The following is a 21,767-nucleotide window of genomic DNA, read 5'->3' as shown; positions in this document are numbered from 1 at the left end:
GGTGGCGTATGGTTACTCCCTATGACTGCACCTCTTGTACGCGCTTATTCCCCGCTGATTTCGGGGGTTCGGTGTTTGCGATGATCTCTCCGAACGGACTCATATATCCTTGCTGCTCCGAGCGCTGCTGTATATTCGTCAGAGGAAGCAACGGGAACAATAGTTCTGCAGTTCGGTAGGCCTCTTCCAGGTGCGGATAGCCTGAGCAGATGAACGTCTCGATGCCGAGGTCGGCATATTCAATCATTCTCGCGGCAACCGTCTGAGGATCTCCTACAAGAGCCGTGCCGGCCCCGCCTCGAACCAAACCGATCCCGGCCCACAAATTCGGACTGATTTCCAGGGAGGAGCGATTCCCGTTATGCAGCGCCGACATTCGCTTCTGCCCTTCGGAGTCGTACCTGGCGAATATTTTCTGAGCGGCAGCGATCGTATCGTCATCGACATAACGGATCAGCTCATTTGCGGCAGCCCATGCCTCTTCGTTCGTCTCGCGCACGATGACGTGCAGCCGGATGCCGAACCTTACCGTCCGTCCCTGCTGCGAAGCCAATTCGCGCATATGCTTGATTTTCGCCTCGACTTGAGCCGGAGGCTCGCCCCACGTCAGGTACACATCGACATGCTTCGCAGCCACCTGTTGACCGGCCGGCGAAGAGCCTCCGAAATATAGCGGCGGATATGGCTGCTGGATCGTCGGGTAAATGACATCGGCTCCTTCGACCTTCAGATGGTCTCCCTCGAAGCTGACTTCCTCTCCTCGCAATATGTTTCTCCAGATGGAAAGAAACTCGTCCGTCAAGTCATAGCGGGTATCATGGTCGAGGAACAATCCTTCACCTGCCAGCTCGACCGGATCTCCGCCGGTCACGATATTGATCAGCAACCGCCCGTCTGATAATCGATCGAATGTGGAGGACATCCGGGCGGCAAGGGTCGGTGACATGAGGCCCGGGCGTAACGCTACCAGAAACTTCAAACGCTCCGTAACAGGAATCAACGAAGCCGCAGTGATCCACGCATCCTCGCACGACTTTCCTGTCGGCAGCAACACGCCGCCATATCCAAGCTTATCAGCAGCTTGTGCGATTTGCCTCATATAATGTTTGTCTACGGATCGTGCGCCTTTAGATGTCCCCAAATACCGACCGTCTCCGTGTGTAGGAATGAACCAGAATATTTCCATGTTGATCCCATCCTTTTATCCTAAGTTTTGTCTATGGCTTCATTATCGCGTCCTTAATTTACCTGTCCCCCCCTCTCATTTGCATATCCCGGGCAAAAAAAACAGAGGTGAATCCTTGATATTGGATTACACCTCCGATTGATCGGTCAGCATGAATACTTACAATTCCTATTTATTTAGTTGATTATATTTTTGTATCGTAGCATGGCTTTTCGAGATGTGTCAATCCCTTCTTCGGCGGTATTTACCTATTCCTGCAAATCGGCACAATGATTCTTTTATGCATGATGAAGACAAAACTCCCGAAAGTAAATCAAAAGTCGAATATGCATGTAAGTCATAATGTGCCATACTGTAATTAGTTGACATAATATTATTTATGTTAACTATGATGATCCCTCCTAACAACCGCATTCCCAAAACAGGATGCAGGTTTTCCCAGATGTGATTCGTATTCTTCAGACCGGAGATGTACTTTTTCTATTAAAACTTCCCGAACTGGAGTATAATGGGAGATAGAATCTAGAGATTATAGGAGTGTTGGATCGGGTGGCTAAAACAAAAATCTTCATCAGCTCCGTTAACGAAGACGGTCTTAAGCCTCTAAGACGTGCCGTTTTTCGTGAGCTCACCGGACTTGGGCATGAACCTATAATGTGGGAAGAAAATTTAGGTCCTTGGCCGGCTAACGTAGATCCGGTAGTGAAGTGTTTGGAAGCCGTTGAGGAATCGGACATCTACCTCCTCTTTATAGGCAGTAAGGCAGGCACATACTACGCGCACGCCGCCCGGACAGTGACGCACATTGAATTCATCAAGGCTCATGAGCAAGGCAAGACGATCTTGGTATTTGGTGACGTCGAGGTGAAGAACGCATTCTTCGGAACGGTGAAACAGCTCGTTGAGGAGTTCGTTGAGCGCTTCATCGCAGAAACCGAGCAGTTTCCTTCACCAAAGGATATTATGGACGCTTTACAGCAAAATGATCGGGTACCGAAAAATATTGAGCCGTATGTCTGGTACCTGCTTTACGATATATCACTAAGAAAAGTGTATATTGACGATCTCTCGCTGGGGGTTCAAATCGATTGGAAGACTTATTTTAGCGATTTGCTTCGCAGGGGCTCCATCCTGCTGCCTCTGGAGGATTCGATTGAGCAAAACAGTGATAGGCTTGAGCAATTCGATGAAGCCTACGAAGTCGTGACTAACCTGGTGCCGCATCTTCAGATTTCATGCTTCCATAACCCCGAGGCATTTCTGAAGAGCATTATGTCCCGTCTTTCAGGTGGAATAATCGAGCAATCATACGGGCAATATATGTCAGAGAAGGTCGGGGAATACGGCGATTGTTCCGCTGCCACCCTGTATGTCCTCAACGGTGACCAGATGGACATTGTGGCTAAGGTGGGCGACGCCTTTGGCGAAGCGCATTATAAATTATCCAATCAAGCTTCTTACGTCGTGCTTACGTATAACATGGGTGAACACGCAGAACAGGTCTATTTTAAAGAATCAAAGCAAATGTTTTATTATAGCGTTCGATCAGGCCATTATGTATTAACCCTGCACTTCCCGTCTGACCCTGATTGGGACAATAAAAAATTCATCCTCTTTAAAGGATGCGCCAATCATGCTATAATTAGTAAAAATCCTTTGTTGATCGAATTCATCAAATTATTCTTAGGAGGGATGCAACCATGAGTACCGGGGTATTCGTTTCCAAGAACGGAAGCGTGTCGGAAGCCATAGGAACGCAGCCAAAAGAAGCTCTGTTGTTCGCTCCTTCCAGAAAAAGCTCCTCTCAAATTCTCCGTGAGCAGCGCGCCGCGATGAAGCGTAACAACAAGCACATTAAAGATCGCTTTTCTCGAGCCACCAGGCGATAACGTTTGTAACCCACCTTCCGTGAGAAGGTGGTTTTTTTGTTTCTTCTGATCCTTTGAATGGGTCAGTCGTAGACAAACTAGCCGGATCAGCCTGCCCTTCCAGGTTGATCCGGCTAGTTTCATGTTAGCTGCCGATTCTCCATAATTATGCAAACAGAAATGAATGAATTGCTTATCTAAAGCTCTTGAACTGCTATTTGTTCAACTGCAGCATCCGCATCAGCATTACTGTGGCTTCCGCGCGAGTTGCCTTTCCGTCAGGCGCGAATTCATTGCCGGTGCGCCCTTGAGCGATTCCCCAACGCAGTGCGGCTGCGGCTGCGCCCTTGGCCCAATCCGGAATCTCGTTCGCGTCGGAGAATGACAAGGGTCCGCCCTCATCCGTCGAGATCTTCGAAGCGCGAATAATCATCGCTGTCATTTCGGCGCGAGTCACATCTTCATCCGGACGGAAAGTGCCGTCCGCGTAACCGCTCACCACATGCAGCCGGGCAGCATCCGAGACGTAACGCTGCGCCCATATTCCGATCTTGTCAGAATCGGTAAAAGAAACTCCGCTATTAGGGTCCGCAGCTTCGGGTGCAAGCGCCCGCATCAGCATAACGGTAAATTCTGCGCGTGTGATGAACTGATCCGGTTTAAAGCTGCCGTCATCATAGCCTGAGACGATTCCCTTCGCAGCGGTCTCTTGAATCATGACCTCCGCCCAGTGTCCCTTCAAATCGTTGAAATGTACGACTGGCGGAAGCGGCTTCTCCGGCTTCACTTGAGGAGGAGCCTCCTTTGCCACACTGAAAACGGCAAATTTCGTAAAATGATGGACCGTCGCGACGAATTCATCATTCTCCGCATGACCTTCGACTTCAATCCATTTGCCGTTCGTTTCGTCATAGTAGAACATGCCCGCCCGCCGGTCGGCTCCCAATAGCTTAGCCTGAATTTTAAAGCGAAGCGTAACAGGCTTCTTGAAGCTGCCGTCGAAACTTTTCAACAGTTCAAAAACGGGACTGAGGAGCGTCATGGAATCAGGCACTATTCCTGAAGTCGACGTCATTTTATGAATGGTAAGCGTGAAATTTCCTTCAGTCAGATCCGCCGGCAAATCAACTTTAACCTCATCGCCTAAGCTTGCCGTACAAGAATGCCCTCCGCTGCATGTGGTGGTGGTCGTCTGCGCAGAGTTCGTTGAAGGCTCTGACGAACTGTCCGAACTGCCGGACGAAGCCTCCCTCCACACCTCCACCGAAATTACAGTCTGGATGCCTTTGTACTGCGCAGTTATCGATGCGCTGCCGGGAGAAACGCCCGTAACGAGCCCATTCGCCTGAACTGTAGCTATATCCGCGTTAGAGGAAATTGGCTGGTGCCCATACTCGGATCGCTCAACACTTTACGCCACTGCTCCGTACCGTCTGCACGATATTTCACCACAAAGGCGGAGTCTCCTGTGTATCCGCACGCTATATATCCGCCATCCGACAAGGGTTGATAATCCTGAATAGGTCCAAGATCATTGAAGCTCTGGGTTGAAACGGCAAATCGGTCCGCAGACCCTGCCGCTTGCGCATCAGCGGGTTGTAGGAATAGGACGGATAGAACCAGGAAGGAGAGCATCAAGCTGACAAGTTTGCTTGATTTTGCGATTGACATCAACGTAGTAACCCCCAATTTTCATAAAATTCCTAATATAACGTTTATTGTATATGAAATGTAGAGTAGAGAACTGAAATTTCATCGGAGGGCGCAAGCCCTCCTTTTACTTTTCCAGCTCCCCCTGCATCAAACCGGACGTGAGGTTTTCCCTCATCCGGCTTTCCGATGTTCTTCTTCCTTCAGCGTTACGGTACTTTCTCTAGCTGGCGAGTTTCTTTAGTCCTGCAAGCTGTGCCGCCATGGCGGCTTGCTTGGACCTGCTGTGTTTATTACGACGATTTCGCTTCTTGTTCCAGAACAGCGTGAGGCGTTTTCGGATGTACCAGTCGATCTTGTTCAGGAATGGGTCGGCAAAGACATCGAGTCCATAGTAGTTCTTCCACCCCTGTATCTTGGGGTTCAGTTCCGCCACCATCTGGTTCATCGTCCAGTACAGGCGGTTTCTCGGCTCTGTCGCTTCCTTCACCTTCTGTCTCATGCTCTTCATGGCCTTCTGGGACGGGTAACTGCGAAGGATTGAGATTGTTTTGTTCCCCTTCAGTTTCTTTGGTATTTTCCGGTGATGCATCCCCAGAAAGTCAAATCCTTGTTTATCGTCCCACAGGTTGATGAGCTTGGACTTTTCCCTGTTCATTTCGACTTCCAGCCTTCCGAATACCGCCTTGAGTACGTCGATCGCTCTTAGCGCTTGTTCTTTGGTTTTGCACAAGATCACAAGATCATCGGCGTATCGCACCATGGTTCCCGTCTCTGCGAACTTCTTCTCCCAGATTGTATCCAGGTAGTTCAGATACAGATTCGAAAGTAATGGGGAGATGACGCCGCCCTGAGGACTCCCTAAGTCGGTTTCGTGAAACTGATCATCTTTCACGAATCCTGCTTTCAGCCACTGCCGGATCAGCTTCAATACCCTTCGGTCGCTGATCCGCTGTTCCACCAGTTGCATCAGCTTGTCATGGGCAATGTTGTCAAAGTAGCCCCGAATGTCGATGTCGACCACCCAGTAGACGCCCTTCTTCACCGCTCGGCGGATATGCCGGATCGCCCCATGCTGGCTGCGCTTCGGCCTGAATCCGTATGAGCAGTCTTTGAAGTCGGCTTCGAAGATCGGTTCCACCACTATTTTCGTCGCCATTTGCACGACTCTGTCCCGAATCGCCGGAATGCCCAGCGGCCGCATCTTCCCGTCCGCTTTCGGTATCTCCTTGCGCCTTGCGGGCAATGGTCGGTATTCCCCGTTCTTCAGCGTCGTCTGGATTGCATCTACAAATCGTCCTTCGCCGATGACTTTGACGATGTGATCGATGGTCATTCCGTCTACCCCACCGCTTCCGCCGTTTCCTTTGACCCTTTTCCACGCTTCCCACAGAATATCGCTGCGGTGAACCTTGTCGTATAACGCATGAAACCGCCGCCTCGGATTTCCCTTGGCTGCAAGGCTTAGTGCTTGTTGGAGTTGTTGAGCTTTTACTTTGGCGTCGTTAGCAGGTTTAGCCGCATTCACTGACTCTTACCTCCTCCAAGTACTTGAACAAAGCAGGGGCCCTTCCCTCCATGAGGTTTTGTTGTCCTCACTTCACAGGTACTATAGCCCCCTCCGACTCCCTTCCCGCAGCTCGCCACTTCACCTTTTGGGCTTATAGGTCTGCTCCTTACGAAAAAAAAAAAAAAATATCGTGCGAGGGAGGGTCTCCCTAGTTCCAGACACAACTTTCTCGGCATGCCGTTCCCCATACACCGGAGAGTTCTTCCGCGCTGCGCTTCCAAGGGCTTCACGCGTCCCATGGCCTTCGCCCAGTTATCCGAGGCTCGGCTCTCTCTTGTCCCTCTCGGGTCTTTTTTGACGATGCGGCAGGATTCACTTCATGTTACGGCCTGTCGATTTGCTCGCACTCCGCAGAGTTACTTTGTCACGGGGCTTCAACCTTAGGATCTCTCCACCAGTTGCCCGTCAGCTACGAGGCGACTTGGCTCTTACCTCGACCGGACTTCCACCGGCTAGTTGTGCCTAGCTTGGCTAGGCGCGCGTAAACCAGAAAAAACCCCCCCTCTTTGTTATCCAAAGAAGAGCGGTTATGCTTTGTTTGATATCCGGTTACCCTACCTTACACGACGCACCCAGAATTTGAATACGTCATTGCGGAAATAATCATATGAAAATAAAATGGGTACCTGATCCTCATCATAATGCGTCTGTTTCAGCAAAATGACGGTTGCTTCAGGCTTTTCCTTGAGCTTGTCGCAATTCCTGTCCGAGGGAGGAGGCACAATCAGCTCCGTGTTGGCGCTTACTATCCGAATACCGCATTCGGTCTCAAGCATCTGCATCAGAGAACCTTGCAGAGGTTTCGTTTGAAACACTTCTCCAACTAGCGCATAAGGCATAATGTTGATATTGAAAGATACGGGTTCCCCATCCGCCATTCGGATACGCTCAATGATCGTTACGGGATCCTGCGGGCTAATTTCAAGAAAGTGTGCCCATTCCTCCTGACACGGCTCAATCCGTATCGATTCGTGGCGCTCCCCTTCCTTTAATGAGGAGGAATTAATCATTTCGGAAGTGGAGCTCAGATGGTCTATACTGCTGGGAATTACAGCCAATGGGCGGACAACGAATCGGCCGATTCCTCTGCGCACCCGCAGCTTGCCTTCACGTTCCAACTGCTTGACAGCGGCTCGAATCGTTTCGCGGCTGACCTTGAATTCGCTGGCCATGTCGGGCTCTGACGGCAGCTTGGTTCCTACTGCGAGCTCCCCCGTACGCATTTGCCGTTCCAGTTCTTCTTTAATTCTAAGGTAATTATGCTTCATAAAGCCATCATACGTTTCTTTCTCCTTCATTTTCTTAAATCGTATCAAAAAAGTCATGTCACATTAAGTTTTTTGGGATGTCTAGACCATCCAATCATACAGGCGCTTTGTTAACTCTGATTGATCCCAATCTTAATTCATTGTAAAAAAGTGAATATTTTAATCTATTATTACACGATTCATGCCAATACAAAAGCCTCTACACGAGACCGGTCATAAAGAGCGATCACCGTGTAGAGGCGGGTACTTTGTTCTATTTACGATTGAGCGGATAAAAAATGACGTCGATCGGGAATGCCGATCCCGAGGCCGGAGAAAATTCCAGGTCCAGTGACGGCTCGGTCCCGTTCGTCCTGGCAATGATCGTATACCCCTGATAATCCATCATGACTCCCGACGGCGGGCTTTGCACGATTTTTTGATTCACCAGGAATGGCCCTTTAAACACGCCGCCGCGCGGGAGAATCAGCACGGACATTTTCGGCGGAGCCTTGATATGGATTTTGTATACCACACCGTAGTTGCCCAGATTGAGCGCCGGCTCTTTACTGAAGAAATCCGTTCCGGTCACAAATTGATCCGACGTGCCGTCGCCGATCGCGAAGCTGGAAGGACTCTTGATCGAGGAAGCATCGATGTTCCATTGAACTTCCGAACCGCTGAACGTCCCTCGTACATTCCCTTTGTAAGCCAATCTTGGGAATAAGCCGATCGTATCGAGCTCATCCTCCTGCTCCATCGCTACGAAGGAAAAGATCACCTCTCCATCCGTTTCCACATCATACAGCACATTTATCCCTTGTCCCGGGTAGAAATCAGGCATGGCTTTATAATAAGCCGTTTCGTTCGGCCTAAGCACCATCGTTTGCTCAGCCCTCTTCCCCTGCAGAAACTCAATCGTCGGTTCATTCCCCATCAGGTTGGCGTAGATCGAAGGGTACACTTCCCCTTGATTGGTCGTCTTGATCGTAACGCTGCGGGTCGGATCGCTATTTCGTACAAGGATGGCAAATTTCATTTTTCGATCCATACCGTTGACATGGGTTGCATACAGCCGGGCTTTCCCGTTTACTTTCTCCTGGTACAAAATGCCCTTCTCCGTAAACGTCTCCGGACTATCGCTCACAATCAGAGGACGGTCCGCAGGCTTCCGCTCTTGTTTGGGAATCTGCGGGATTCCGCGCAAATATTTGCGAAGCACCGCTTCTTCCTCTCGGACGTAGGTGCCAACAGGCTCGTAATAGACCTTGTGCTCAAACGCATCTAAGTAAGGCTCGTCCTTGACGAGAATATTGCGGGAATACGTATCGCTGACATTGCCGAGGCTGTCTTTTACCGTGAGAGACACCTTGTACAGGCCCGGCGTGAAAATCGTACGCGCATTACCGATCCAATTGATGTCCGTGAGTTCCGTTCCCTTCGGATCGTAGCTGAGATTGCTGTATTGTATCGGTTCGCCGATCCGGTACGATTCCTTGTCCACGGTGAACTTGGCAACAGGCTTGATGTTTGGCGCCGCGTCGTTCGTAAACAGCGTCCGGTTCGCCTCCGGCTTTACATAGCGCAGTTCGACTCGTTTCAGCTCCTGATCGACCTTGGCTTGAAAAGAAATATAGGGCTGCAGCGAGGTCAATTCAAGGTACAGCCTATCTCCCTGAAGATCAGCATCGGTACCCCAATTGCGGCTTGCACCGTTGTCAAGGACCGTCCGGTCGGCAAGCGAGTACTCCAGAAACGCCTTCGGCGTCGTGATTTGCACCGCCTGCTTCCCTTCATCCCACTTGACAGGAATACCGAACCAGCCGGTCAGTTCCGCAGCGGGCAAGTAGTACCTTCCGTTCAGTTCAAGCGTTGCGACTTGGGTTTGTGTTTTCGACCCGTTGATATAGACTGCCGTATTGCCGGGATAGAGTAACAAGTGGCTATCCTCCGGGGCAGCCGCGGCCTGTCCGCTCACGACCCCTAAAGCGAAGACCGCCGAAAGTGACAGCAAGAGTTGACGTAATGGTTGCATCAGCGTATGAAATCCTTTCTATGATTACTTCTTTTCTTCTAAAGGATAGAAGATCCACTCGACCGGAGACGTGCTTCCAGGGGCGGCCAACCAATCGATATGTACTTCGGACTCCCATCCCTCCGCTCTGTAGACCACGAAGGCGCCATCCTGATCCGTCAAGCCTCCTTGGGGCAAAGCCAGCACTTGGCCATTGACTCTTACGATGCCGTTGACATAGCCTTCCTTCGCACGAAATGCAATGACGGCCTGATGCGGATGATAGAAGTGCATGGCATACACCGTACCTCTATCGGAGGTTTGGGGAGTGTCCAGCGTCCATTTGGACAACACCGGCAAACTCTTCCTATCGATATCCGCGTCGAAGCGAATGTCGGCAGCAGCATCATAAACGGCCTCGACGACACTTGTTGCGGAATTGGAGCCATAGGGCTTCATCGTTTCGCTCTCCTTGGCTGCGACAAAGCCGATTACTGCCTGGCCATCCGCCTCGATGTCCTGAATCGCTGCAAAGCCTTGCCCAGGCTCAAGCGTAACTTGCTTTAAAACCGCCGTCTCCCCCGGCTTCACCTCGATGCTTTCCTCCAAGGCCGGCTGGGTCATATAATTGACCGCCGCTTCTCTCGCATTCGCCTGATGCAAGAGGGTCGGCTGAAGCAGTCCTTCACGCGTGATATGTACCGTTCGAGTCTTGCTCTGATCCGGATTATGGATGACAGCTGCAAACTGCATCTTTTCCGCCATCCCATTGCTGTGATGCATAAATAGGCGAGCTTTGCCGTTCACGGATTGCTGCCCAATGAGCCCTGTATGTCGGATCACCCGGTTTTCCCCGCTGCTCATTCGCTTTCTCTCCGTGGACCTCTTCACAATAGCAGAAAGCTGAGGAGCGCTAGAAAGCGCGCGATTCCATTGTTCGGATTCGTCCTTGATTACGGTGCCGGCCGGTTGGGTATACCAAGGAAATTCCGATTTGCTTAAGTAGGGTTCATCCGTCACCTTCACGCTCTGAACCTCAGGCTCGCTCCAATTCCCGTTCCCATCACGCACCTGCAAGGAAACCGAGTAGGTCCCCGGTTCAAAGAAGGCCATCTTGTTGCCGGACCATCGATATTCCGGAAGCCCTTCGGCATCGGGGTCATAGCTCAAATCTATATAAGTGATCGGCTCACCGAGCCGGTACGACGGCTTGTCGGTAACAAAAATAGCGATGGGACGCGAATTCGGCTGGGTGTCCTCGGAGTAGCGGGACTCACGATAGGCGGTATCAAAGGGCTGTATGTAGGCTAAGTCCACTCGGCCAGGATTCGGTTGAAATGCATATTGCACCTGTAAGTAGGGCGCGATCCAGCTCAGCTTTACCAGCAGTGCCCCTTCATCCATAAAGGACGTCTCCTTCAAAGGCGTCGATGCTCCGTTGACACTGACCGTTTGGCGCACCAAATCCCACTCCAAATAGGCGCTTGGCGTGGTAAGTCCTGCCGTCTTTCGTTCCTCGTTCCACTTCATCTCCAGTCCAAGCTGCTGGGCAGCCCAACGAATCGGTATGTAGAAGCTTCCGTCCACAATTTGAGCCGCTGTCTCTAAAGATACGGCAGAGCCGTTGACTGTCGCGGATAATTGCTTGTCCTGCAACTGCAAATGCAGCTTGGTGCCGGATACTTGTGCTGACGCCGTATGCTCCTGGGCCGCCAAAAGCGCTGCGAGCAGGGTAAAAGAAAGTACGTGTTTCTTCTTCAAGAGCCAATGTCTCCTTCCATCGAATGAAAACTTTGTAAACCTTAATGTAGCACGATTCGGGCGAAAAATCATCCGAAAATAATAAACAGCCAAGTCCCGGGAATGTGCTCCCAAGTCTTGGCTGATTGCTCAGCGGTGGAAATTATTCCAGCTATAACGGCCATGAAACCGTCGTGATCGTATAGACGCCCATGACCAGGACTCCAAGCGAAATCACCGTGCATGCATCATGATGCCATCCGCGCTTTCTTTGTTTCAATGCCAACGCCAATTGCCGGAGGGCGAAGTACATGCCCGCTCCATTGGCAATAAGCAGCACTACGGTGAACATTTCCATATAGCCGGAAGCATCATGGTTCAAGCCATGATGGTGTTCGTGCATTTCCATGGCTCCCATCAGCAGCGGGGCGGATAACCAGTGAACGAGATGCAGCGCCAAGACGAGAAGCACCGAAAGCGTAGACACCATCGCATATTTCATTTCTGTCCCCATATGTCTTAATTTCTGCATCATCACGAATCACTCCTTAGCTTTGACAGCCGTTCGCTTTGACCGAGCTGCTGCAATAATTTTTCTTCGGGGACGGCGGCAGGTTGATTGCCGGACTGCGGTCAAAGAAGCTGACCGGCTTCAGCATAAAGCCGATATAAGCCGCCGGCATGACAGGCCAGTCCTCCGGACGAGGCACATGGGTGTGACCCATCGTATACCAGACCACAATGTCGGTATTGCTGACCGGGCGGTCCTGTGCGGTCCAAGCTTCCAGTCCTTCTCCGCCGATATTCTGGTTCGGATAATTGCCGGAGGCGTACATTTCTTTTTCGTTATACGGCGTGACCCATAGGTGCTGCTTGATGAACCCCGCACGCTTAAGCAAACTGGACTGCTCCGAGGCGAACGGGAAGCAGTTCTCGCCCGTCACCAGCTTGTATCCGACCGATTGACCCAAGCTGTTCTTCACATTGTCATTGACGATTTTCCAATACCTTGCCGTTTCCAGCTTGAGCTTCCTTCTTGCCTGCAGCTCGGTTTCAAGAAGCGTGGATTTGGCGTAGAATGCATTCTCTCGCGGGTTGTCCCCGCCCAATTCCTCCGCGAGCACATTGACTTCGTATACGGAATTTTCGTTGCCGTCTATTTGCATATCCATTCTCACGTTAAAGAAATGCTGGTGATTCGGCGCATAGAGATCCGGCCCTACCATCGTGCCATATTTCGAAGTTTCGCCCGGATGTAAACCCGCCGTTGACAAAATGCCCGTCAGCTTCACTTCGAACTGGATATTGCCGTCTTGGTAAAAATACCAGAAGAACCCGTATTCATAATTGGCAACCGTGGAGATGGAAGAAACGACCAGACGGCGGGAACGTCTCACCTCGACATCGTTGGATCTCCAGTCCGTATGCTTCCACAAAATGCCGAAGTCCTCCTCATGCATGCAAATCGCATTTTTGATAGTGACCAGCTCGCCCTTGCTGTTGGTCATCGGAGCATCGAAATATTTAATATACCCTACGCAATCGCAGCCTAGCTCCAGACTGTTCGCAAGCTGACCGATACCGTATTCACCGCTGTCAAATGCGTTTTTACGGTTTTGGATCGCGCCGGGATCACCATATGGCACGACCATCTCCGACAGAGCGCCACGGTACATAACGGGACGCTTACGTCCTTGATCCTCGTAGGAAACGTTATGGATCGTCAGACCTTCACGGGGATTGAAGCCGATGCGGAAACTCCAGTTCTGCCATTCGACCTCATGGCCGTTCACCGTAAAGCTCGGTCCTTCCGGCTGTGTAATTTCAACGGGCTTGATACCGGTGCGCAGCGGGCCTACACGGTCCGGCGTGTAATTGGATGCCTCGGCGGGGATTCTCGTATATTGGTATTCCTCGACACGCAATATTTCCATCTTGTTCAGATCTACAATGGGTACGAGCGGAAGCGGGCGGGCATAGCCGTTATCCTTCGCGTCGCTGCGAAGAAAGCACAGCGGACGCGCCAGACGAACGGTCGAGTCCTCTTCGGTGCCGAAGTTGCCAGCCGACCAGAGATCGACCATAACCAAACCGGGATCTTCAATGCCTAGACGCTTCAACGCTTCATGGAATTCGGGGCTCTCCTGTACAATTTTTTCGCACTCGATATGTTCATCCAGCATAATCATCGGCTGAACGCCCGGAATCAGTTCCCAAGAAGTCACCTTCCCCTCGTTAAGGGAAACAACCGCTTCATAACAAGCGCCCGCTCGATTGTTCAAGAGGATAATAAAGGCTTCACGCGGAATGGACTGGGTGCCATCAAAGCTTTGTACCTTTTCCTTCTTCGGCTCTTTGAGCTCGATCGAGACGAAACGGTCATAGGCTCCCAATTGCTTCTGCACTTTCACGATGGAGACTGCCGCCTGAATTTCTTCCTTGCTAAGCGGCTCCAGAGGATGTTTAACGATAGTTTCAGCCATGTAAGCTCTCCCTCTCTCTTTAAAATGTCAACTTTGAACACCAATGCTCATGAAGTGTGTTAAGTTATGTAACGATCATATAACATAAAGATAACCATGTTTAGCTGCTTTTCCCGAATAATGGAATACCTCAAATGAATTTTCGCATTTTCTCACGATTTGGGAAAAGCAGGCGCGCACAAAAAAAACAAGCCAAAATCTTCCGTCAGGTTGATCCATCCTGTTTGATGAATGAGGTTGATTAACTCCATCTGTATTTGTTTCTGTAGCCCAGCTCTTTAGATATCAAATCGGCATATTTTTTCACTTGATACGCATAGGTCTCGATTTTCTCGGGCGTAAACCGCAGCGAAGGACCCGCTACATTCAGCGAACCGATTACGGTGTTCTCAAACGAGAAGATGGGGGCGCCAATTCCTGTCGTCCCCTCGGTTGCCTCGCCAGAGGTCATGGCATAACCGCGAGCGCGAATGACCTCCAAATCTTTCATGATATAGTCTGCGGATAACCGGATTAATGAAGGAGTTTTATCCCAATCTACATTCATCAGCAGCGTATCCTGTACTTTTTTGGACAGATAAGCAAGGATGACGCGGTTGGACGCCCCAACGAACAGAGGCAGCCTTAGCCCGATCGGCTCGGATATTTTGAGCATCTGCGGGGAATCGATAGAATCGATATAAACCCCTTCCGTATTTTCTCGGGTCGCGAGATAAACTGATTCTTTCGTTTTTTGCGAAAGCTCCTCCATAAAGGGCCTCGCCAAAGATCTGAGCATTAAGCTGTCCCACATGAGAAAGCCGTATTTCATCACACATAAACCTAACTTGTACTTTTTCGTTTTTTTGTTCTGGGCAACAAATCCATGTCTGGACAACGAATTGAGAATTCTATGGACACTTTGCACCGGCATACCGAGCTCCCTGCTGATTTCCGTGACACTCATTTCCTTTTCGCTGCCTTGCGGAACAAGGACATCCAAAATTTGAATAGCTTTTGAAATGACTCCGCACATAGATCTCACCCCAAGTCATAATGTGATGTTTCCTTACACAATCAGCAACATACCTCCCAGACCATAAATTTGGTATTTCTGGTTAATCATTGTATTTATATGGTACTTATAAGGCTAGCAAAGAGCAAGAACACACTTTTAAGTGCCCTGGTGTCAAAAGGAAACCATGCTGCCGCAGCTTATTCAATGTAACATTAATGTTATATTTATGGGTTATTTTTATTTTTTTAGACATGATACCACATTCTGGGATGAATAACTATTAAACCGCAAAATCACATGTCATTATAACGTTATTAATAATGACATGATATTAAGGAGGGAGTGAGTACTATGCAAGGGGCCAAAATTGAATCATTATCCAGGAGGGGTTATACGATGCCACAGATGTTTAAATCCATATTTATGCGAATCAGTATGCTGTGTATGCTGTGCTTTAGCTTTCCCATGACGGCTTTCGCCCAATCGGAGCCGCCCAAGATAGATACCGGAGATACGGCTTGGCTTCTCGTCGCGACGACTGTTGTTCTGTTCATGTTCCTCCCCGGACTAGCTCTTTTCTACAGTGGTTTGCTTAGCCGCAAGAACGTTCTTTCCACCATCATGCAGAGCACGGGCAGCCTGATTGTCGTCAGCATCGTATGGGTATTGTGGGGTCACACGCTGACGTTCGGCACCGACCAATTCGGAATCATCGGCGGACTTGACTTTCTGTTCTTCGAGGGGGTGGGCATGGATCCGTTCAGCACGCTCACATTCCCCCATCTTATATTCGCTATATTCCAGGCTTTATTTGCGGCCATTACGGTCGCGCTCATCTCCGGGGCGGTTGCCGAGAGAATCAAATTTTCCGTATGGATCGTCTTCTCCATCTTCTGGGTTACCTTCATTTATACGCCCTTCGCGCATTGGGTTTGGGGAGGCGGATGGTTATTCAAATTAGGCGGACTTGATTTTGCAGGAGGCACCGTCGTACATATCCTTTCAGGCGTGAGCGCCATAACAGCGGCCATCGTGCTCGGTCCGAGAAAATTGTTTCCCGGCAAAACGCTCCCTCCCCATAATATTGTCTTCTTCTTCATAGGCGCCATGTGCCTCTGGTTCGGATGGATGGGCTTCAACGGCGGAAGCGCGCTTGCCGCCGGAGGCTTGGCTACTCTCGCCTTCGCCAACACTCATATGGCCGCATGTGCCGGAGGTGCCGGCTGGGCGCTTATCGAGTGGATCTTCCATAAGAAACCTACGCTAGTCGGAACGGTTACCGGGATCATAGCCGGCCTTGTTGCCATCACCCCGGCAGCCGGATTCGTATCCGTATTATCCGCTATGGCGATTGGCGGCAGCGCCAGCTTCGTATGCTATTGGGCCGTCAACACACTCAAGGCCAAATTCAAATACGATGACGCACTCGACGTATTCGGCATTCACGGCGTCGGCGGCATATGGGGTGCGCTCCTCACCGGAGTGTTCGCCAGCAAGGAAGTGAACCCGGCGGGGAACAACGGCCTGCTGTACGGCAATCCCAGCCAGCTTGTCATTCAAGCCATCGATATCCTCATAGCCATTGGTTGGGCGGCGGCCGGAACCCTCGTCATCCTGAAGACGATTCAACTATTCACAACGCTTCGCGTCCCTGCCGAAGAGGAAGAGGCGGGTCTCGATATAAGCCACCATGGCGAGCACGCTTACAATGAGCTTGAATCCGGAAGAAGCGAAATGGCAGCGCCATCGTTTGCCTCATTCGAAATCGAGAAAAGTCCGATCACCCAAACCTATTAAACAGCAAGGTCCGCGCATACCATGTTGAAGGGAGCTAGATCCGATGAAGCTGCTGACCATTATTGTAAGGCCGGAGAAAATCAGCAATATTACGGCTGCCTTGTATACGATCGGCGTAACCGGCATGACCATCAGCGATGTCCGGGGCCACGGCATCCAGAAGGGTGTGAAAACCATTTACCGGGGCGTCGAGTACCAAACAGACTTTGTCACGAAATGTAAAATTGAAACGGTTGTTAACGACGCGATTTATGAGAAAGCCATTGAAATCATCATCGATGCGTCAAAAACGGGTCAAGTCGGCGACGGAAAAATCTTCGTCACGGAAGTGCTCGACGTCATCCGTATCCGTACCGGCCAGCACGGCCAGGAAGCATTGGACCAATAGCCAAGAGAGGAGCCGCCCGGGATGATGATCCCTGACGGCTCTTTTTTATGCTGATCGTCGTTCCCGTAACACGTATCTTAAGCATCTACAGATTAATAATCAACGGGCTCTTGGCGCGGGAGATGCATGGGATCATCACCTTGCGAGTCTTTTTTTCCTGCTCCGAAAGAAAGAAATCGCGATGATCCACTTCCCCGTCCTCCACCTCAATCTCACAGCTTCCGCAGCCGCCGATTTTGCAGGAGTAGGCGGCGGCGATCCCTTGCTCCAGCATCACCTCAAGCAAGCTCTTGCTTTCCGGCACCTGTAACGTGACGTTGCTTTTCGCAAGAACGGCTTGAAACGGATAGCTCGGGCCCACATTAGGCGGACTAAACAGCTCATAGTGGATATTGGATGCCGGGTAACCATAATGAATCGCCGCTTGTCTGAACTGCGAAATCATCTCCTCCGGTCCGCAGAAATACACATGCGTTCCGATCGGCTGCTTCCACATGACGGCGACGGGCAGACGCTGCTGTTTGCCGGAGAAGTAAAATTTGGCCCGTTCTCCGTACCTCTTGCGGATTTCTTCATAGAAAGGGCAATACGCCTCGGAAGCGGCCGCATCATGCAGCTCAAAGGACTTGCCGGACGCCGCAAGCTCCGACATCATGGCCATGAAAGGCGTGATGCCGATTCCGGCGGCTATGAATACATGATGCTTCGCTTCAAAGCTTACAGGCAGGTGATTCTTAGGATAACTGATTTCGATTTCATCGCCGGTTCGAATTTGGTCATGCCAGTGCACGGAGCCGCCACGCGAGGTTTCACTGCGCCGAATCGCTATCGTATAATAATCATCCCGCTGAGGGTTGCCAACCAGGGAATAGTGGCGTTCCATGGTTTCGGCATTCACGGTAAAATACGTCGTAATATGCGCACCGCCTGAGAAACGCGGAAGCCTCCCGCGAGCGCCGACCAGCTTAAAGCTTTTGACCACAGGCGTCTCCTGGACGATTTCAGCTACGGTTACCTTTAGCCTCGGGTTCTGCAAGCCTACCCGCCTCCTTATACGATCACTCTTATTCCTTACACAGAACATAACCCAGATAAGCCTCTAACCGCTCTGAATAATGATTGGAAATCGAAAGAGAGGCCCCGCAATGCAAGCAAGAGGTCTCCGATTCGACAGGCTTTCTCTGTAGCTTGTAGCAACGTACGCAAAACACGCTTTCTTCTTTGTCGCCGTTATCATATCCTTCGATATCTTCCTTCGCAAACCCTAATTCCCTCGCCAGCTTGACCAAATTATTGTACAAGGGCCAGCGGCAAATCACGACGAGCTGGGTGTCAATCGTCCGCTCAGCCAGCAATAAGGATAAGGACGGTCTCTTCCACTCCCGAATGATACGGACCGGAATGTCCAGACTTTTGGCGTACCTCTTAAGCGTCTTGGGTGAATCCTTTGCATAGCTCTGAACATAGTATACTTCCGTTTGAATGCCCTGTTTGGCCAACAGCAGTAATAGGGGGATGGAGCCAAGAATACCCTTCTCATCGACAAACAAAATATACTTATGTTTATGCAAATTCACGAAAATCTTCCGCGCCGGCGGATCTAAACGAATCTCTCCCGAATGTGATTCGCGCAGCAGCTCGGTCGTCTGTTGATCCGGGCAATCGTTCAGATCCACATACAGCCTTACCTGAACGCCTGTCCCGGTGCTTAAACGGACAAATGAAGCCTCTTGATCGATCCGCACATTATGGAGCCGCAGACCCCGAACCACACCCACCGGAGCCTCCAGTTCCCCATGAGTCAATTCAGCGGTGAATTAAACATACGGTGAGGACCTAATCGTTCCCGGCTGCAAGATATGATAACCCGTTTCCACCTTGAAAACCTCCCGATCTTATCCCTCAGCCCCTGCGAATGTCCGCAAGTATTCAAGCATCAACGGTTTATAGGATATAAATCCCTTGTATTCGGCAATAGGGTCCGGAAGATCCTCCAAGACCTTATAAAACCTTTGTGCCCAGTCCGGGTTCTGCACTAACATCTCAAGCGGAAGCAGATGGGTATGAATGCTGAATAAAATGCCATTGCTGCCTGGAATACGGAATAATCGCTGATCCTCCGTCCGAAGATGAACCTCACGGCCTACATTTTCCGCATTCAAGTCAAATTTACCGCGCCCCCACTCTCCAAACGCCTCCGGAGAAGTATCCAGCCGGGTTCCGACGTTAATCGTCCAGTTTAACCGCGTCCACGGCTTGCCGGCCTCCATTCTCAGAAGAAATCCGCGCACCTTTTCCGCAAGGCCGCTGTCCGAATAGATGGGAACCGGCGAATGAAATTGCAGATAGGTCATCCCCAGATCGAAAGCGAGAGACCAATTCGCAGGAAAGCACAATTGCCCGGCATCCATATATAAATCGCCGTCCCGCTGCTGCAAATAAATCAAATCCTCCTGCATGTGACGCCCAATGAAATCGAGCGGCTCACACGGAAGCGTGGAGACGTCGCCGAAGGTGAACGCCTGCTCTTCATTTAACAAATGATTGCGAAATGTCCATCGATCGCCTTGTTTATCCAAACTGAAATAATCGGCATAGACACCGGAAAGCTCATGCATCAGCATATCTAGAATTTCCCACTGGGCATTCAGTGTATGAGCAAACGACTGGAAGGTCCGTTCGGGATAACGCTCCAGAAGCCGCCTCTTCTCGAGCACTTCCTCCACATACTCAAGCGTAATGTCCGTGCAAATCGGGGGCACTAATGCCCGGGAATTGTTCGAGTACCGATAGGAGTCCCCTTGAAACGGAAAAGGAAACCTTTCCAATAGCTGCCAGTTGTTCATCTGTCTGCTTTCGGATATATCCATCATTTGATCCATGCCTTATTCCTCCAATGTTAGTGATGACAAATAACAGGCGCCGTTCACCCAAGAATGCCTAGGCGTTCTTTGAATGGCCGGGGCCTGTTGATCATGTCCCCCCTGATCATCGCGCACGACGATCTATCCGCGGCATAAGATTGGGCAGAGTCCGTCAGATAGATCGTCATCCGCATCAAATCTTCTTTTGTGTGATTACGCCTCCCCAACCTTGCGCAGCCCTACGAAAAATCCGATTCCATAGTCGGGTGAGTCGAAGGTAATCTCGCTGCCTTTTTCAAAATAAAACACATCGCCCGGAATGCCCTTCACTGTCCTTTCCGTTTCATCCGTAATCCAAATCTCGCCTTCAACAATAATTTTCATTTCATCGTACGTATAGGTATAGGAAAGCGGCTTGGACTTTTCCATCCGGAAAAATCCGCTCGTAATTGTTTTTTCAGGGTTAGCGGACGTTAGGGTATCCACAAGAAATGCTTTCGTATCCGGTACTCCCATTGAAGGCTTCTCGCTTTTGATCGCTTCTTTCACAACTTTCATTGCCATGGTCAATTCCTCCTAGTAGATGGTTTGTACTATTCCAGCCACGGTACGCCGATTAATGTTCTCCCGATCCATTCACGCAAAACTTCATTCGTAGGCCCCATTATAGCGCCCGCTCTTCCGTCTCTCATAAACCTTTCTACATTCCCGCGCAAGTAACCGCGACCTCCGGAAATTTGCAAAGCCTTGTTCGTAACGTCAATGACGATATCCGCTGCATGCGTCTTCAGCTCCCATAGCGGGTACAGGCAGGAATCCAGCGTTTCTCCCTTTAGCGCCGCCTGATCCAGCTTGTCAGCGACCCGGTACAACATGCTTCTTGCACTGTCTACGAGAATTTGCGCTTTAGCCATCTCATGTCGAATCACTTGGTAACCGGCCACCGATTTACCGGTATCCGCATGAACTTTTCTTTTCGCTTGTTCGACCGCAGCGCTGATGGCTCCCTGGGCAATCCCTACCCAGCAGGCGCTTGATCCTAGCAGGAAGAACGGATCGATGACTATGTCGTTCCAGTAACCGGCACCGCCCTCTTCTCCCAGACGATTAGAAGCCGGAACGAACACATCCTTGAATTTCATCGGACCGCTATTGTTCCCCCTTAAGCCGAGTGCATCGAACGGGAAGGCCTCCACACCGTCCTGACCTTTCTCCACAATCAGAAACATCAGCTTGTCGGCCTTGGCGCTTTCCGGCGAATTCGTCTCCACAATGTACCAATCCGCTTCGCCCGCACTTGTCACAAAGGATTTGTCCGCGTTCAGCATATATCCTTCGCCACTACGGGGCGCTTTACTTACCACATTCCAAAAGTGACTTCCGGTGGCCGGTTCGCTAAATGCCAGACCTCCGACGGCTCCCCGTACAACCTTCGGAATGAAGCGAAGCCGTTGTTCGTGCGATCCAGCCATAAACAGCGTCTGAACGGCGGCCGTATGCATCACCCAAACCATCGTAGTTGAACCGCAGTACTGGGCGAAAGTTTCGGCCAATACCGCAAATCCGGTGCAACCGGCCCCAAGTCCGCCATATTCTTCCGGTACGGTAACGGCGCCAAACCCCGCATCGGCAATGGCTTGCAGGCTGACTCTGGGATAGACCCCTTCCCGATCGGAGATGTCGGCATTGGGCCGAAGAACTTGTTCGCCGATCAGCTTGGCTTCGGCATGCATTTGCTCAAACCCGGGCAAACAGTTCCACCATGCAGGAATTTTCATCAGCAGACTATCATCGATTGCTTTATCGACCGCCACACCATCCACTCCCTCATCAAAGTTATTTTTTGTCATCTTACATGACATGATTATTTCATGAATTTGAGTTTGTAGATATCTTCCTTTCCCAACTATTGATAATATCGTAACTTTTTTGCAGATTCATCTTTTAATGTTACTATCCATTA

The 21,767-nt window shown here is 50.5% G+C and carries 18 protein-coding genes; 4 read left to right on the top strand and 14 right to left on the bottom strand.

The window, feature by feature from the left end; translation table 11 throughout:
• Positions 1-19 precede the first annotated feature (19 nt).
• Positions 20-1,186 carry an FMNH2-dependent alkanesulfonate monooxygenase gene (ssuD, locus tag ACZ439_RS25620; RefSeq protein ID WP_054799485.1) on the bottom strand — a complete coding sequence of 389 codons (1,167 nt, stop codon included), beginning with the start codon at positions 1,184-1,186 and terminating at the stop codon, positions 20-22.
• A 549-nt stretch (positions 1,187-1,735) separates the two neighbouring features.
• On the opposite strand from ssuD, the gene ACZ439_RS25615 reads away from it, so the two are divergent.
• Complete coding sequence (locus ACZ439_RS25615; protein ID WP_464620356.1) at positions 1,736-2,890, top strand: DUF4062 domain-containing protein; 1,155 nt, start codon at positions 1,736-1,738, stop codon at positions 2,888-2,890.
• The gene (locus ACZ439_RS25610; protein WP_054796679.1) at positions 2,887-3,075 is read left to right on the top strand and encodes a hypothetical protein; all 189 of its coding nucleotides are present in this window, start codon (positions 2,887-2,889) and stop codon (positions 3,073-3,075) included. Before ACZ439_RS25615 ends, ACZ439_RS25610 begins: the two co-directional genes overlap by 4 nt.
• A 193-nt stretch (positions 3,076-3,268) precedes the next feature.
• On the opposite strand, the gene ACZ439_RS25605 is transcribed toward ACZ439_RS25610, so the two are convergent.
• The 8 genes from ACZ439_RS25605 to ACZ439_RS25570 form a co-directional block, all read right to left on the bottom strand.
• On the bottom strand, positions 3,269-4,096 hold the full coding sequence (locus ACZ439_RS25605; protein ID WP_464620355.1) for an S-layer homology domain-containing protein: 828 nt from the start codon (positions 4,094-4,096) through the stop codon (positions 3,269-3,271).
• Positions 4,097-4,927: 831 nt separating this feature from the next.
• Entirely contained in the window at positions 4,928-6,232 is a 1,305-nt protein-coding gene (gene ltrA / locus ACZ439_RS25600) for a group II intron reverse transcriptase/maturase (protein WP_054796684.1), read from the bottom strand.
• A 596-nt stretch (positions 6,233-6,828) separates the two neighbouring features.
• A complete protein-coding gene (locus tag ACZ439_RS25595) occupies positions 6,829-7,572 on the bottom strand; it encodes a GntR family transcriptional regulator (RefSeq protein ID WP_164751685.1) in 744 nt (247 codons plus the stop codon).
• A gap of 223 nt (positions 7,573-7,795) precedes the next feature.
• Entirely contained in the window at positions 7,796-9,556 is a 1,761-nt protein-coding gene (locus ACZ439_RS25590) for a stalk domain-containing protein (protein ID WP_054796686.1), read from the bottom strand.
• 24 nt (positions 9,557-9,580) lie between these two features.
• Positions 9,581-11,296 (bottom strand): stalk domain-containing protein, encoded by a 1,716-nt coding sequence (locus tag ACZ439_RS25585; protein ID WP_464620354.1) that lies wholly within the window; start codon positions 11,294-11,296, stop codon positions 9,581-9,583.
• Positions 11,297-11,447: 151 nt separating this feature from the next.
• Positions 11,448-11,810, bottom strand: a complete 363-nt coding sequence (locus ACZ439_RS25580; RefSeq protein WP_054796689.1) for a hypothetical protein — start codon at positions 11,808-11,810, stop codon at positions 11,448-11,450.
• Between the two features lie 13 nt (positions 11,811-11,823).
• Positions 11,824-13,758 carry a primary-amine oxidase gene (locus ACZ439_RS25575; RefSeq protein WP_372813733.1) on the bottom strand — a complete coding sequence of 645 codons (1,935 nt, stop codon included), beginning with the start codon at positions 13,756-13,758 and terminating at the stop codon, positions 11,824-11,826.
• Positions 13,759-13,999: 241 nt separating this feature from the next.
• Positions 14,000-14,773: an IclR family transcriptional regulator gene (locus ACZ439_RS25570; RefSeq protein ID WP_127604247.1), complete on the bottom strand. Its 774-nt coding sequence runs from the start codon at positions 14,771-14,773 to the stop codon at positions 14,000-14,002.
• 480 nt (positions 14,774-15,253) lie between these two features.
• Here ACZ439_RS25570 and ACZ439_RS25565 point away from each other — a divergent pair, with 480 nt between their 5' ends.
• Positions 15,254-16,552 (top strand): ammonium transporter, encoded by a 1,299-nt coding sequence (locus ACZ439_RS25565; protein ID WP_464621168.1) that lies wholly within the window; start codon positions 15,254-15,256, stop codon positions 16,550-16,552.
• A gap of 43 nt (positions 16,553-16,595) precedes the next feature.
• The gene (locus ACZ439_RS25560) at positions 16,596-16,940 is read left to right on the top strand and encodes a P-II family nitrogen regulator (RefSeq protein WP_054796690.1); all 345 of its coding nucleotides are present in this window, start codon (positions 16,596-16,598) and stop codon (positions 16,938-16,940) included.
• An 85-nt stretch (positions 16,941-17,025) separates the two neighbouring features.
• Here ACZ439_RS25560 and ACZ439_RS25555 read toward each other — a convergent pair whose 3' ends face one another.
• The 5 genes from ACZ439_RS25555 to ACZ439_RS25535 form a co-directional block, all read right to left on the bottom strand.
• Positions 17,026-17,976, bottom strand: a complete 951-nt coding sequence (locus ACZ439_RS25555) for a PDR/VanB family oxidoreductase (protein WP_372813731.1) — start codon at positions 17,974-17,976, stop codon at positions 17,026-17,028.
• Between the two features lie 28 nt (positions 17,977-18,004).
• Positions 18,005-18,718, bottom strand: coding sequence for a hypothetical protein (locus tag ACZ439_RS25550; RefSeq protein ID WP_464620353.1), 714 nt, complete (start codon positions 18,716-18,718; stop codon positions 18,005-18,007).
• 117 nt (positions 18,719-18,835) lie between these two features.
• Positions 18,836-19,822, bottom strand: a complete 987-nt coding sequence (locus tag ACZ439_RS25545; protein WP_054796692.1) for a heme-dependent oxidative N-demethylase family protein — start codon at positions 19,820-19,822, stop codon at positions 18,836-18,838.
• Between the two features lie 195 nt (positions 19,823-20,017).
• Positions 20,018-20,368 (bottom strand): cupin domain-containing protein, encoded by a 351-nt coding sequence (locus ACZ439_RS25540; protein ID WP_196426840.1) that lies wholly within the window; start codon positions 20,366-20,368, stop codon positions 20,018-20,020.
• A gap of 29 nt (positions 20,369-20,397) precedes the next feature.
• Positions 20,398-21,618 carry an acyl-CoA dehydrogenase family protein gene (locus ACZ439_RS25535; RefSeq protein WP_054799491.1) on the bottom strand — a complete coding sequence of 407 codons (1,221 nt, stop codon included), beginning with the start codon at positions 21,616-21,618 and terminating at the stop codon, positions 20,398-20,400.
• Between the last annotated feature and the right edge of the window lie 149 nt (positions 21,619-21,767).

This window comes from Paenibacillus sp. JCM 9796 (assembly GCF_055379675.1).
This window is presented reverse-complemented; position numbering and strand designations above follow the sequence as displayed.